This is a genomic window from Mesorhizobium sp. M7A.F.Ca.US.006.01.1.1 (assembly GCF_003997935.1).
GTDB lineage: Bacteria > Pseudomonadota > Alphaproteobacteria > Rhizobiales > Rhizobiaceae > Mesorhizobium.
Map to the genome: position 1 here is coordinate 1 of NZ_RZQL01000185.1, position 14,379 is coordinate 14,379.

The following is a 14,379-nucleotide window of genomic DNA, read 5'->3' on the forward strand; positions in this document are numbered from 1 at the left end:
GGCACCCTCTCCGAGGGCATTCTGGCGGCCGGCGGCGGCGCAGTGACAGTGAATGCCGCCAACAAGGTGACCGGCGCGACGGATGGCCTGGAGCTGATCGCCGGCACCGGCGGCGCTGGCGATATCTTGGTCACCGGCGCCGGCGGTTTCGCCGGCGGCAGCGGCGATGCAGCCAACATCCTCAACAATGGTTCCGGCACGGTCAGCGTCAACATCTCAGGCGCCAGCAGCTCGATGGCAGGCAAAGGCATTGTGGTGCGCGATACCGCCGCAGGCGGCGCCATCACTGTCACCACCGGCGCGGTAACGGCGCTGGCCGGCAGCAAGGACGCCATCGATATCCAGGCGCAGTCGACGACCGGCAATGTCACGGCGCTGGCGAACGGCGACATTAAGTCGGGCAATGCCGGCATCGTCACCGCGATCTTCCCAGCTGCCGCAACTGGCAACATCAACGTGACGGCCAATGGTGCCATCGGAGCACGATTCGGCGTCGACGCGGAGAACTTAGGCTCCGGCTCGACGACGGTGAAGACGGTCGGTCCGGTAACCGCGACGTCGGGCAATGGTGTCTACGCGCGCACCACCGGCGGCAGTGTGTTGGTGAACGCCGGCGCGGTGTCCTCAACGGGCAATACGGCGATCATCGCGCGTCAGACCAACGCGGCGGGCGCCGGCACAGTTGGTGTGACGACCACCGGCGCGGTGTCGGGCCTGACCGGCATCGAAGCGACCAATAGCGGCACCGGCACGGTCACGGTGACTGCCAACAGCGCGGTCACCGGCACTGCCGCCGAAGGCATCAAGGCAACCGGCGCCGGCGTGGTGAACGTCAATGTTGCCGGCACGGCCAGCGGCGTAGCGCGCGGTGTGACGGTGACGGGTTCCAGCGGCACCATCACCAATACGTCGGTTGGTACGATCCGCAACAGCTCCGGGCTGCTGACCGACTCAGCGCTCGTGGCCACCGGCGGGCCGTTCGTCCTTGCCAACGCAGGTTTCATCACCGGTACGGTGACCTTTGGCGCTGCTGCTGACACATTCAACAACAACGGCACTTGGCGCACGGCAGGCGGCACCAGCGATTTCGGCGGCGGCGGCGACACGATGACCAATGGTCCCGGGAGCATCGTCGATGCTGCCGGAGTGGGCGGTATCGCGACAACCAACTTCACCAACCTGGCGATGTTCGTGAATCAAGGCCGCACGACGGTGGTCAACGGCTTCGCCGGCGATGTGCTCAACACGAGCGGCAATGCGCAGTTCGATGGAAGCTCGATCTATGCGGTCGATATCGGGGGCCTCAATCAATCGGACAAGTTTGTCTCGACTGGCACGACGACGCTGGCTGCCGGTTCCACTCTTGAAGTCCATATGGTGGGCAACCTGCAAGTCGGCGCGCAATACAAGGTGCTCACCGCCGACGGCGGCTTGACCGGCGAATTCGGTTCGGTGACCGGCGTCACCAATACCGCATTCCTGTCGGTGACCGACACCTACGACGCCAACAACGCCTATCTCGACGTGGCCAAGGTGCGTGACTTCGCCGATGCCGGGCTGACGCCGAACCAGATCGCCACGGGCGAAGGGCTGGACAGCCTGACTAGCGGGGCTGTGTTCAACGCCGTCGCCGGCCTGGCCACCGACGCCGAGGCACGCACTGTCTTCGACCAGCTGTCTGGCGAAATCCATGCCTCGGCCAAGGGCATGCTGGTCGAGGACAGCCGCTTCGTCCGCGATGCCGCGACCAGCCGTGTCCGCGCCGCCTTCGGCGATGTTGGCACCGCAGCACTTCCCGTCATGGCCTATGGCGAGGGTGGCCCCGAGATGGTCGCCGCCGACACCGATCGCTTTGCCGTCTGGGGCCAGGCTTTCGGGTCCTGGGGCAACACCGACAGCGACGGCAACGCCGCCGCTTTCGATCGTTCGACGGGGGGCCTGCTGGCGGGCGCCGACACGCTGGTGGGCGGCTGGCGTGTCGGTCTGCTTGGCGGTTACAGCCATGCGAACTTCGATGCCGATGATCGCAGCTCCAGGGGCGACGCCGACAACTACCATCTCGGTCTCTATGGCGGCACCAACTGGGGCGCCATCGCTTTCCGAACCGGTGGGGCCTTCAGCTGGAGCAGCCTGTCGACAAAACGCTCGGTCGCCTTCAACGGATTTGCCGATCAACTTTCGGCCGACTATGACGCCGGCACCGCGCAGATCTTCGGCGAACTTGCCTACAAGGTCGGTAGCAGCGGGCCCGATGCCGAGGGCTTCAAGTTCGAGCCCTTCGTCAATCTCGCCTATGTCAGCGTGCACACCGACGGCTTTACCGAAAAGGGCGGCGCGGCAGCGTTGACCAGCGCGGGTTCCACCACCGACGCCACCTTCACCACGCTCGGCCTGCGCGGCTCGACCGGTTTTGCGCTCGGCAACACCAATGCGACAGCGCGCGGCATGCTCGGCTGGCGGCACGCTTTCGGCGATACCACGCCGCTGTCGACGGTCGCCTTTGCCGGCAGCGATGCCTTCACCATCGCCGGCGTGCCGATCGCCACGGACAGCGCCGTGATCGAGGCCGGCATCGACCTCAAAATGTCGGCCAATGCGACGCTCGCCCTGTCCTATTCCGGACAGTTCGGCGGTGGCGCTGTCGACAATGGCGCTAAGCTCGATCTCGCGGTGAAATTCTGACGGCGAGAGGTGGCGATCATCAGGAAGCGCCGTCACCTTGGTTGCAAGATTAGCCAGAGACTGATGGAGGCAGCATGGTCAAGTTGATGGGCGATTTCCACACGAAGCATGAAAGCGGCTTTACGCCAACAGAGGGGTGTAAACTGCCGTTCGACGCGGACATTCTGGAAGGGAGGCCAAGGCGCGAAAGCAATTGCTTGGCCATCGGAACGCTTTCCTTTCCAAGCCCAAACGGTCCGCCAAAGACGTCGACCATCTGATCGAACAGATGGTCGCGTTCGACAAGATCCTGTCCGGGCACTATTGGCGAGAATATCGAACGGATCTGATCGCGCGGAACGTGCGTTCGGCGGTTGGCAAAGCAGGATCCATGCTTGATCTGGGCAAGTTGTCGCCACGACTGGCGACCAGCACAGTCATGATACCGCGCCTCAAATTGCCGGACTTCGACCCCGTTCCTTTTGGTCCGGTCGAACGGGGGGAGCGACAGATCATCGACCTGAGCTCGGTGGCTCGAGGAACCTACTTCGACAAGTGGTTCAACTACAATGGGCGCTGGACGCTCACCCAACTCTTCGATCACGCCGTGACTGATCCGGTACCCCTGTCAATGGATTTCGTCAGCGCCAACAATTTGGACCCATACGATGCGGATGGCCTGTGGGCTGCGAGCGAAACCGGCGTCTGGTTCACCTATGTGCCTGATATCGACGGCTACGTAACGCTTTTCTGGCTATCGGACCCACTTACCTATCGCCTGTTCACACAATACTCTCCGCGCGACGCGGACGGTTGGGCGAATGGTTGGCTCTCGGTGGAAGGGGTTGTCGGCATCTGGACACAAAATTCATTCGCAGGGCGCGACTATGTCGAGATAGCGAGCAGCAACGGCAATGCGCATGACACGCTGCAGGCAACCGGCGTCCTTTTCATTCACAACAGCACATACCCCGTCCAAGCCGGGAAACCGGTCAATGTGCTGATCGGAACGCGGTCGAACATATTTGGTGTCTGCGACGGAACTGGGATTAATTTCGGAGCGGGCGTTGTCGCGCGGATTGACCAGCCCATCTCCGTCTTCACACGAGCGGACCGGGAGCCATATTCGCCGTTCTATTAAACCGCGCAGGCGAGCCGATCTTCGGGGACTGGAGATCGTCGGGAGTGCGTCGCTAATCGCCGATGGCGCGAGTGCGGCCCGGTCGTCGCTTGCCGTCCTAGCAAATTGCAGTGAGCGCGACCCTGTCCAGTCCACCTGCAGCACCGATCGTCAGACGTACCGCCCCAACGGTGAACGCCCGAGAGCTGAAATCGCGAATGCCGACGATTGGACTGTCACGTCCTAGTCCAGTCCAGACACCGCTACATGTTTTAGCCCTTCAAAGACCCAAGCGCGGCGAAGCCGAGCGCCACCAGGGCACCTCCCAGGACGATATCCGCATGCTTTCGGAAACGTCTGTAGAACCGCTGTGTTACAGGTTGGGAAATGCAAAGGCCAAGAAGACCAAACCAGGCGATCGCAATGGCAAACACCAATGCGACCACGGTTAGGTAAGTCGCCCCGCGGAGATTTAAGTTCAGCGTTGAAGAGGCGAAAAATATTGCAGTTGCGGGATTTGCCACCGCAGTGACAAAACCCAGCCGGAAGTGCCGAACGTTTGCGACCGGTTTCGGCTCATCCGGTCCCGTCTTGATCGACCAAGCTCGCCGCATCGAGTTCCATCCAATGAGGACCAGCAGTGCGCCGTAGAGGCTGGCGGCTATCTGATGCGCGATGCCCTCGTGCGGCAATGAACCGACCCCCGTCGCGACGACGGCCGCCAGCGAACTTGCGCCAAGGGCGATACCGGCGGCAGCGGAAAGCGCCGTAGCACGCGACGCGGTCAGCCCGGCCTGCGCAACGACGGCAAAATTGGCACCCGGCAGCATTGCCACGAGCGTATAGGAAACGGCAAACGGAAATAATCCGGCCGCGACAACGTATCCGGTTTCCATCATTGATTGGCCCCGCATCATCAACGACCTGCCCTACTTCATGGCTGGCCACTGCAAACCTAGCCAAAATCTGGCCGAAAGACGCGGCCCCGAACAATCGGCAAATGCCGACTGTTAGATTTTTTGTTCGGGAATTACCGGCCACGGCCGCTGAGCGGCCCGGTACTTTTGAGCAGCGCGACCAGTTCGCTCTGCTGCCGGGTCCGGGTCTTGGAGAAAATCCGTTCGAGATAGGTGCGGCAGGTCTTCACGGTAATGTGGGAAAGGGCCGCGGCTTCCTTTAAAGACCGCCCCGATGCCAATGCCGTTGCAAGCCTCGCTTCGGCGGGTGTCAGGTCCAACAGGCTGCGAACATGTAGCTCGAAGCCATCGGGAGTGCGCCGGGCGACCTCCGTCACCATGATCACCGCGCAGCGCTCCGACGCCAGGCCATAGGCGCGGGCATCGACGAACGGTGCGACTGACAACACCAGCCGCGTCAGATCAGATCGCTTGTGATCCGATGGCACGATCAGCGTTCCTCCGGTGCCTGGCATGGCGCCGTTCCGCAACGAGCAGGCATCGGCAACCAGCCGTTGAAGCTCCTGCGCATCTCCGGCATTGGAGGCGACTACCACACCGTGCTTCAGCGCCAGCGGACTGTCGGGCCGCGCCAGCATCGCCTCGGCGGCCTCGTTCATCTGCACGATCCGCTGATGGCCGTTGATCAGAAACACGCCGAAGGGCAGATGCGAAAAAGCCGATGCCAGCGCTGACGTATTCTCCAGCCGCCGGCCGATCTGCCCGGCGCGCAGCATGTGCGGCACGATCTTTTGCAACAGCTGGACGTCGTCGCCACCGAACGCTTCCTGCCTCAAACCGCGATGAATATCAAAAAACCAATAGGAGCCGTTGGCGGCCAGAAGATTACAGGCAAGCCCGTGATACATGTCACGCGGCCTGTACCAGTCTTGCCAGAGTTCACGGCGGCGGAAGCCGGCGCCCCCTTCCGTTACCAGCGTGCGGTCATAGACTTTGCCCACAGGCAGGGCGGCCGCGACTACGCTGATGGGATCGCGCATGTGCGCAGCGGTTACTTCGGACGAAACGAACTCGGGATCATAAACTGTTGAAACTGCGTTGCTCGTCGTTGGATCGAGCCGCACAATGCAGGAGCGCGAGCCGCCAAGGAGATCGCGCAGACCAGTCACTGCTTCGAGCCAGCGTTCCTGATCGTAGGCAGCCTCGTAGATCTGGCCGACCACGGCGGACACCGCTTCCAGGTTTGCGTCAGCCATTGGCCTCGAAATCCTTAGCACGCTCGCTGTGCATGAGCCGGCTACCCGCCGCGCCCGCTAAGCGGTTCGGTGCTCTTGAGCAGCGCAACCAGTTCGCTCTGCTGCCGGGTGCGAGTCTTGGAGAAGATACGTTCGAGATAGGTGCGGCAGGTCTTCACGGTGATGCTCGAGCTTGCCGCGGCTTCCTTCAGCGTCCGCCCGGATGCCAATGTCGCTGCGAGCCGGGCTTCGGCCGGCGTCAGGTCGAACAGGCTGCGGACATGCGTCTCGAAGCCATCGGGGATGCGCCGGGCGACCTCGGTGACCATGATCACCGCGCACCGTTCCGAGGCCAAACCGTAGGCGCGGGCGTCGACGAAGGGCGCAACCGACAGCACCAGCGGCGTCAGGTCGGAGCGCTTGTGATCCGACGGCACCATCAGCGTTCCGCCGGGTCCGGGCATGGCTCCGTCCGGCAGCGAGCAGGCATCCGCGACCAATTGTTGAAGCTCCTGCGCATCCCGGGGATTGGAGGCGACGATCGTGCCGCCATTCAGCCTCAGCGGGCTGTCAGGCCGCGCCAGCATTGCCTCGGCGGCCTCGTTCATCTGAACGATCCGCTGGTGGCCGTTGACCAGGAACACGCCGAAGGGCAGGTGGGAGAAAGCCGATGCCAACGCCGAGGTGTTCTCCAGCCGCCGGCCGATCTGCCCGGCGCGCAACATATGCGGCACGATCTTCTGCAACAGGTCGATGTCGTCGGCACCGAACGCGTCCTGCCTGGAGCCGCGGTGAATATCGAAAAACCAATAGGAGCCGTTGGATGCGAGAAGATTCGAGGCGAGCCCATGATGCATGTCGCGCGGCCTCATCCAGTCCTGCCAAAGCTCACGGCGGCGGAAGTCGGCGCCGTCTTCCGCTATCCGTGCACGGTCATAGATGTTGCCAACCGGCAGCGCAGCCACGACGGTGCTGATGGGATCCCGCATGTGTGCTGCCGCCGCCTCGGGAGTACACAGTCCCGGATCATCGACAGTCCCCACCGCGTTGAACGCCCGCTGATCAAGCCGCGCGATACAGCTTCGCGATGCCTTGAACAGGTCGCGCAGGCCGGTTACCGCACCGAGCCAGCGTTCCTGGTCGTAGGCCGCCTCATAAATCTGGCCGACCACGGCGGAGACCGCTTCGATGGTGACGTCAGCCATGGGAACTTTCCGATCCTTGGGACGATCAGGTTTCGTGAAGAAGCCTAACACACGGAAGCTCTCGCGCAAGTTGCATTGTCGCTGAAGGCGATGATGTCGCCACCGGGTCTCCTCATCGATAATTAGCAAAAATGAATATGTGACCATGCGGCAACAACCCGACCCAACAAGGAGGTAGCGGCCTCACAAAGCGAGGAACAGTCGGCATATGACGACTGTTCGCTTCATCGCCTTGTCTGCACTCTCCCGCCACATCGGCAATTTGATCGGGGGTTTTTGGGCGTGGTGGCAAGAATGATCAAGCAGGCGGGCGCGCCGCGCCAACTAGAGACAGCCGCACCGTCGGATGGGAGGCGGTTCCGTCTCGCATCGAGAGACGCGAAAGCGACTGAGCAAGACAGCTCGCGCGGCGGTCCGGTCCTCGTCACCGCTTTGGCCGGCGCGATGGTTTTGGCCATCTCGGTATTTCCAGGGCATGCGTTGGCAGGTGAGTGCGCTGGCGGCCACGACACTGGCCATTCCAACAGCCTCGCCTGCGGCAATGATACCAGTATCCCTATAGGACAGGCACAGACATCTGCTGCCTTCGCCACAGCCGTCGGTCCGCACGCGTATGTGGGAGAACTCGAAGGCTCGGCCGTGGGTTATAATGCGGAGGCAGGGGCGCAGGGCACTGCCCTGGGCGCCTATTCAAAAGCGGGACTTGATATCGGCTTTCTGAGCAGCGGTGGCACGGCCATCGGCATGGGCGCCGAGGCGGGCGTAGCGGCTGATGGGCAGAACGAAGCCACTGCATTGGGTCACAACTCAACCGCCAATGCCTTGAACGCCACCGCGCTGGGCGCGGGGGCAACTGCCAATTTCTTGGCTTCCACCGCGATCGGCCAAGGCACATCGACAACACGCGATAACCAGGTCGCCATCGGCACCGGCGGGAACACCTACACGCTGGCCGGCGTCAGTTCGCAGGCGAGCAAGGATGCGCAAGGCGCCACGACCTATCTGATGACGACGGACGGCGACGGCAATCTGGCGGCTTCAACATTCGATATAGCGTCTCTCGAAACCTTGCCGGCACAGGTCGCCCAGAACAGCACCGACATCACCAATCTGAGCACCACGGTAAACAGTCATACAACGCAGATCACCGCTAACACCGCCGAGCTCGTCGATCATGAGACGCGCATCACCAACAACACGACGCAGATCGCGGCCAACACCACCGAACTCGCCGATCACGAGACGCGCATCACCAGCAACACCAACACGCTCACCACGCACACCACGCAGATCGCGGATCTCGACACCAGGGTAACGACCAATGCCACCAATATTGCTGCGCTCGACGGCCGCGTTGGCGCGCTTGAATCCGGCTTCCAGGATATTGGCAAGCAGATCAGCGCAAACCGCACGGAAGCCCGTGGCGGTACGGCGCTAGCCCTGGCGACGGCGGGACTGCGTTACGATGACAGGCCTGAGAAACTGTCGATCGCTGGCGGCTTTGGTCATTTCAAGGGGCAATCGGGCCTGGCGCTGGGACTTGGCTACAACACCAGTGAGGATTTTCGCCTCAACGCCGCCGTGTCGGCGACAACCAGCCGTGGCGATGTCGGCGTCAGCGTGGGAGCCTCATGGACACTGAACTGACGCGGCCGGCATGAACGGGGTTTTGGGGCTTCAGCAGATCGTGTCTTTTCAGTGGCGGGCGCCCGGTTGGCGGCCCTCGGGCGCCCGCGGTTTTTTCGCTGCGTTGGCCGGCGCGCTTATGGTCGTCTCGGTGCCTGTGCAGCCCGCGCATGCGCAAAGCAGAGACAAGCGGGTGATGCAAAAGGCAGCCCATCCCGCCAGCATCGACCGCAACGGCGTGCTGATCCTGATCCGGAGCACGCTGCTGGCGCTCAACCAGGCCAACAAGACCGGCAACTACACGGTGCTTCGCGATCTCGGCTCGCCGAATTTCCAAGCCAACAGTGCCGCGGGGCTCGGCGACATCTTCGCCAGTCAGCGCAAGCAGGCGCTCGATTTCAGCGCCGTCGCGGTGCTCGATCCGCAACTGACCTTGCTGCCCCAGATCGAGCCGAACGGTATGCTGCACATAGCGGGGTTTTTCCCATCGGTACCGCTGCAGGTCAATTTCGAGCTGCTGTTCGAACCGGTGAACCGGCAGTGGAAAGTCTACGGTGTGTCGGTCAACCTCACGTCCGGCGGGCCGCAGGCGCCCGACACACCCGCCGCCGAGCCGCCGAAGAGGGCCGTTACAGGCCCGCCGCCGGATGGGCCCTCGATCGCCGTGCAAGCGAAGAAGGGAACCAAAGCGGTCAAGCCGTAGGAACGTGGATGCAGGCGGAGCGCTGTTCATCAATGAAGGCGCAACCGTTACCATCAGCAATGTCGACCTTTCCGGCAACGAGGCCAAGGGCGGCGTGGCCAGCAACATCCATCTTTCGTTTGGCGGCGGGTCCGGCGGCGCAGGCAAGCTTCGGGTGGCAATGACTCGGCAAGCCAGGGCGGCATTGGCGGCTCGCCCAATGGCGGCAACGGCGGGACGATGCTCGCAACGGTCGTCATAACCAATACGGCTCGATCGGCGGTGGCTTCCGCCTTATTGTAGTGGAGGTAGGGCACACCCAGCAGATGCCTTCCCAGATTTGCCCTGCGTAAATCGTCAGTGTCGGCAAGGACTAGGGGACCACCTGCTGTAACTGCCCCGGACTGCGCGAGTTGGTGAGCTAGAAGTCCGCCGATCTTTACGCGGCCGATAAGAAGTATGGCTTTGCCACCAAAATTGCCGCGCGATCCCGTGTTTCGACTATAGATGTACCCACGGGGCAAATGTCCCCGCCCCTGTGTCTCACAGGCGTGCCGATTTTCGTCAAGGGCTGGTGGGGCAGGGGACGGGTTTTGGCGAACAAGGCTGTTCACGTGAAAACGATGGATGGCGACTGTCTGCCAAAAATTGGCGGAACGCGGACTTCACTGCCCTAACCGGACCGTCGGCTTTGCGCCTCATGTCGGCCATAGATGCAGCAGCAATCAAGGTGGCCCCACCGAGCTGCCCTGATCGCGGGGTCGACCGCACCGCCGACCGGGCTGTAGCTTCTTTAGACCTCGGATAGGTTTTGGCGCTATCTATCGGAAAAAAGGAGCCGAAGTCATGATCGAGATCTGGCAGTCACTCCTCGCCAATCTTGCACTGGTCTCCATCCTCGTGGTCGCCTGGGACCTTGTGGCGGACTTCACCGGGCGCCTTTCGAAGCGGATGCAGTCGCTGCTTCTTGGCGTGGTCATGTGCGTGGGCGCGATCATTTCGATGGCGACGGCGTTGTCCGTCTCCGGCTTCGTCGTCGATCTGCGCGCCGCCTTCATTGCTGCGGCCGCGTTCTTCGGCGGATGGCCGGCAATGCTGATCGCCACGGTCGGCTCCATTGCCTATCGCGTCCATCTCGGCGGGCAGGGCGCCAGCGCCGGGGTGATGGGTATCCTCATCACCGCAATCGTCGGTATCGCGTGGCATCACATCGTCGCGGCCCGTTCGCGCACCATGTACGACATATTCGGTCTGGGCGTAACGGTCGCTCTCGCCGGGCTGATCACGCTTCTGGTCATCCCCACGCAAGCCGTCGCCGGCCTGGTGCAGCAGAGCACGTTCCCGTCGCTCGTGTTCCGCTTCCTCAGCACAATCATCATCGGCGTCCTGCTCGATCGGCAGCAGCGCCGGCGGGAGCTCTTGATGTCCAACATGACCTACCGGGCCATGGTTCGCGAACTGCCCGATTGCCTGAACATAAAGGATGTCGACGGCCGCTTCATCGCCGCCAATCCGGCCACCGCCGAAATGGTTGGCGCCACTTCAGTCGACGATCTGATCGGCAAGACGGATTTCGATTTCTATCCGAAAGAAGTCGCGGAGCGGTTCCGGCAGGATGAGATGGGCGCGCTGGAGGCAGGGCAGACGCTGCGGATCGATCAGCCGGCGCTTTTGCCGGATGGCCGGCAAGGCTGGCTCTACACGCTCAAGGCACCGTTCCGCGACGAGTCCGGCAAGATCGTCGGTGTCATCACCTACAATCGCGACATCACCGAGCAGAAACGCACCGCCCAGCTCAAGAACGATTTCATTTCCACGGTCAGCCATGAGTTGCGCACACCGTTGACCTCTATCCGGGGTTCGCTCGGCCTGATCGCGGCCGGCGTGGCCGGCGAACTGCCGCCCAAGGCCGCCAATCTCGTCAACATCGCCCACACCAATAGCGAAAGGCTGGTTCTTCTCATCAACGACATTCTGGACATGGAGAAGATCGAATCGGGCGTGATCACCTTCAAGATCAAGCAGATGCCTGTCCGCCAGGTCCTGGAGCAGGCCATTGCCGCCAGCTCCAACTACATGGCCGACAGTCGGATCAGGATCGTTCTGGTCGACGATGCCCCGCGCGCCGAGGCCAACATCGATCCGGATCGCCTGCACCAGGTGATGGCGAACCTCCTGTCGAATGCGATCAAGTTCTCGCAAACCGATGGGACCGTCACTGTGAAATTCCAGCGTCGTGACCGCGACATGCTGCGCATTTCCGTGGTGGACCAGGGCGCCGGCATCCCGGAGGCTTTCCGCAGCCGTATATTTGGAAAGTTCGAGCAGGCGGACGCCTCCAGCACCCGTAAAATTGGCGGCACCGGCCTGGGCTTGAGCATCGTCAAGTCCATCACCGAAAAGCTCGGGGGCGCCGTTTCCTTCGAAACCGAGGAAGGCCAGGGAACCTCGTTTCACGTCGACCTTCCCGAGGCGCACAGGCAGGCCGACAAGCCGGTTTTGGTCGAGCGCCGGGCGCGCAAGCGCGATGGCCGCCTGCGTGTCCTCATCTGCGAGGACGAGCCCGACATCGCTGCGGTGATCGCGGCACTTCTTGATGCGGAAGGCTTTTCCAGCGACGTCGCGCCCGATATCGACACCGCCAAGGCGCTCCTGAGCTCCCGCGACTACGTAGCGCTGACGCTCGACATCAAGCTGGCGGGGGAATCCGGCATCAAGCTCTTTCACGACTTAAGGGCATCACCGGTGAATTCCGACATTGCGGTCATCGTCATCTCCGCCGTCGCCGACGAGGCCAGGCGCTCGCTGAACGGCAGCGCCGTCGGCATCATCGATTGGCTGGAGAAGCCGGTGGACTCGAAACGGCTTCACGCCGCTCTCGCCAAGATCGTCGGCCGCAGGGTCGAGCCGAGGCCACAGGTCCTGCATGTCGAAGACGACGAGGGCGTGCTCGCGGTTATGTCGGAGGGGCTGGGCTCGGGCGTCTCGATCACATCCGCAAAGACGCTGCAGGAAGCTCGGCAGGCGGTCGCGAAGCATCGCTTCGATCTGATCATCCTGGACATTGCACTCCCCGACGGATCTGGCCTGGATCTCCTCGTCGATCTGCCGCTGGAGACCGGCGTCATCGTGTTTTCGGCGGCGGAGCTCGACCAGAAACTCGGCGATCGCGTGCAGGCGATCATGACCAAGACCAAGGCGTCGGAGATCGATGTGGCAAAGCTGGTCAGGAGCATGTTGGTTACGTCCCGAACCCGGCTTGCCGCGAACGCCAAGGAGTGATGCTGATGCGCGCAAGGATCCTCTATGTGGATGACGAGGACGATATCCGCGAAATCGCCCAGATGTCGCTGGAGCTCGAGCCGGAATTCGAGGTGCGGTCCTGTTCTTCGGGCATGCAGGCACTGGCCGATGCCGCCGAATGGCAACCCGACCTCATTCTGCTCGACGTGATGATGCCGGACATGGATGGGCCGGAGACGCTGAGGCGTCTGGCCGAGGCTGGCGCGACGGCCTCGATACCCGTGGTGTTCATCACCGCGCGCACCCAGACGCATGAGGTCGAACGCTATCTGGCAATGGGCGCGGTAGGGGTGATCGCCAAACCGTTCGACCCGCTTGCGCTTGCCCGTGAAGTCAAAAGATTGCTTCTGTCGCGCGCCTGAGTCGACGATTGACTGGCCACCGAGCGCGTTCTGGCAGCAGACTGTGCGATGCCGTTCAGGGCTCCTATACCATGTCGCCTTATTCATCTACTGATTGTGCCGAGGGTGCAGGCGCAGCGAATCAGGTTGTCTATAATCGCGGTGGCATCGGCGGACGTCGATGAGAGAGCTGAGAAGAATATTTCTGTCTGCATGAACCGCATTGGCGGATGTCGGTTCATGGGTTGATCACTCCGGGGGGCGACGGAACCGGAGCAAGGCTGGTGAACGGATCGAAGGCAAGAGTTCTGATTTGCGACGACGATCCCTTGTTGATCGAGCTGATGGAATTCAGGCTCAGGGCAAAGGGATATGAGGTCATCAAGGCAGTAGACGGCGCGGAAGCGCTATTGAAGGCGGAGCATGAGGCGCCGGACATCATCGTGCTCGACGCGATGATGCCCAAGGCCGACGGCCTGGAGGTGCTTGCCCGCATCAAAAACGATCCGGCTTTGTCCGATACTCCGGTCGTCATGCTGACCGCCCGCAAGGGCGAAAGGGATATCGTCTCGGCCCTGGAGAAGGGAGCGGACGACTATCTTGTGAAACCATTCATTCCCGAGGAGCTGCTGGCCCGGCTTGCGCGTCTGCTCGCGCGAAAGAGCGGGAAGCGCTGATGCGTCGCGGCCGGCGCGCAGCCCTTGCCGCATGGCTGGTCCTGGCGATCGCTGCGCCCCAGGGCGCGGCGTTGGCGCAGACGGTGGATGAACTTTACGAGTTCGGCGTCAAGGCCAGGCAAGCGCAGCATTTCGAGGAGGCGGCGGATCTTTTCCGGCGAGCCCTGGCGCTCAGGCCCGACAATGCCGACGCCCTGGTGCAACTCGGTTTCGCCGAGCTTGGACGCAACAATCTGCCGGCGGCGCGCGAATCCTTTTCCAAGGCACTGTCCCTTGCCCCGACATATCGGGACGCCAGCTTCGGCATGGCCGAGGTCGAGTTCCGCTCGGGCAATCCGGACGCCGCCCTGCCGCTCGCCGAAGAGGTGTCGCGTGCGGAGCCCGGCAATGCCGATGCAAGTACCCTTGTTGCCAACATCCGCAAAGCCCAGCGGGCCGGCAGCAGCAAGGCGAAGCCTGCGACCGCGAGGAAGATACCGCGCCCGCCGCGGCCGGATCCCGTCGCCGGCCTGATGGAGGAGGGCCGACGATCGCGGGCTGCGGGACAATTGCCGGAGGCGGAGAATGCGTATCGCCGCGCCCTCCGGCTGGCGCCGAAAAACACTGATATCC

Annotated in this window: 11 protein-coding genes; 8 read left to right on the forward strand and 3 right to left on the reverse strand. The window is 62.6% G+C overall.

Features of this window, described 5'->3' with window-relative positions; genetic code table 11:
• Both EN943_RS26605 and EN943_RS26610 read left to right on the forward strand, forming a co-directional pair.
• Nucleotides 1–2,682 (forward strand): autotransporter domain-containing protein (locus EN943_RS26605; RefSeq protein WP_127415265.1); only part of this gene is annotated, 2,682 nt, incomplete at its 5' end.
• 193 nt (nt 2,683–2,875) lie between these two features.
• On the forward strand, nt 2,876–3,802 hold the full coding sequence (locus EN943_RS26610) for a hypothetical protein (RefSeq protein ID WP_164778384.1): 927 nt from the start codon (nt 2,876–2,878) through the stop codon (nt 3,800–3,802).
• A 251-nt stretch (nt 3,803–4,053) separates the two neighbouring features.
• On the opposite strand, the gene EN943_RS26615 is transcribed toward EN943_RS26610, so the two are convergent.
• The 3 genes from EN943_RS26615 to EN943_RS26625 form a co-directional block, all read right to left on the reverse strand.
• A complete protein-coding gene (locus EN943_RS26615) occupies nt 4,054–4,680 on the reverse strand; it encodes a LysE family transporter (RefSeq protein WP_164778385.1) in 627 nt (208 codons plus the stop codon).
• 131 nt (nt 4,681–4,811) lie between these two features.
• On the reverse strand, nt 4,812–5,921 hold the full coding sequence (locus EN943_RS26620; protein ID WP_245475983.1) for a helix-turn-helix transcriptional regulator: 1,110 nt from the start codon (nt 5,919–5,921) through the stop codon (nt 4,812–4,814).
• A 74-nt stretch (nt 5,922–5,995) separates the two neighbouring features.
• Entirely contained in the window at nt 5,996–7,138 is a 1,143-nt protein-coding gene (locus tag EN943_RS26625; RefSeq protein WP_013525342.1) for a helix-turn-helix transcriptional regulator, read from the reverse strand.
• A gap of 639 nt (nt 7,139–7,777) precedes the next feature.
• On the opposite strand from EN943_RS26625, the gene EN943_RS26630 reads away from it, so the two are divergent.
• The 6 genes from EN943_RS26630 to EN943_RS26655 all read left to right on the forward strand — a co-directional run.
• Entirely contained in the window at nt 7,778–8,785 is a 1,008-nt protein-coding gene (locus tag EN943_RS26630) for a YadA-like family protein (RefSeq protein ID WP_245475984.1), read from the forward strand.
• A gap of 175 nt (nt 8,786–8,960) precedes the next feature.
• Nucleotides 8,961–9,467, forward strand: a complete 507-nt coding sequence (locus tag EN943_RS26635; protein ID WP_245475985.1) for a hypothetical protein — start codon at nt 8,961–8,963, stop codon at nt 9,465–9,467.
• A gap of 825 nt (nt 9,468–10,292) precedes the next feature.
• Complete coding sequence (locus EN943_RS26640) at nt 10,293–12,728, forward strand: ATP-binding protein (RefSeq protein WP_013525345.1); 2,436 nt, start codon at nt 10,293–10,295, stop codon at nt 12,726–12,728.
• Nucleotides 12,728–13,111 carry a response regulator gene (locus EN943_RS26645; protein WP_174299098.1) on the forward strand — a complete coding sequence of 128 codons (384 nt, stop codon included), beginning with the start codon at nt 12,728–12,730 and terminating at the stop codon, nt 13,109–13,111. The genes EN943_RS26640 and EN943_RS26645 overlap by 1 nt, the downstream gene beginning before the upstream one ends.
• 263 nt (nt 13,112–13,374) lie before the next feature.
• The gene (locus tag EN943_RS26650) at nt 13,375–13,767 is read left to right on the forward strand and encodes a response regulator (protein WP_063174078.1); all 393 of its coding nucleotides are present in this window, start codon (nt 13,375–13,377) and stop codon (nt 13,765–13,767) included.
• Nucleotides 13,767–14,379, forward strand: a 613-nt coding sequence (locus EN943_RS26655) for a tetratricopeptide repeat protein (protein WP_127415269.1), incomplete at its 3' end; no start/stop codon positions are given. The genes EN943_RS26650 and EN943_RS26655, both read left to right, overlap by 1 nt.

Bases quoted from the DNA above. Each gene is read 5' to 3' on its own strand.
- EN943_RS26615 (WP_164778385.1), bottom strand. From the start codon at position 4,680: ATGATGGAAACCGGATACGTTGTCGCGGCCGGATTATTTCCGTTTGCC.
- EN943_RS26625 (WP_013525342.1), bottom strand. From the start codon at position 7,138: ATGGCTGACGTCACCATCGAAGCGGTCTCCGCCGTGGTCGGCCAGATT.
- EN943_RS26635 (WP_245475985.1), top strand. From the start codon at position 8,961: ATGCAAAAGGCAGCCCATCCCGCCAGCATCGACCGCAACGGCGTGCTG.
- EN943_RS26640 (WP_013525345.1), top strand. From the start codon at position 10,293: ATGATCGAGATCTGGCAGTCACTCCTCGCCAATCTTGCACTGGTCTCC.
- EN943_RS26645 (WP_174299098.1), top strand. From the start codon at position 12,728: ATGCTGATGCGCGCAAGGATCCTCTATGTGGATGACGAGGACGATATC.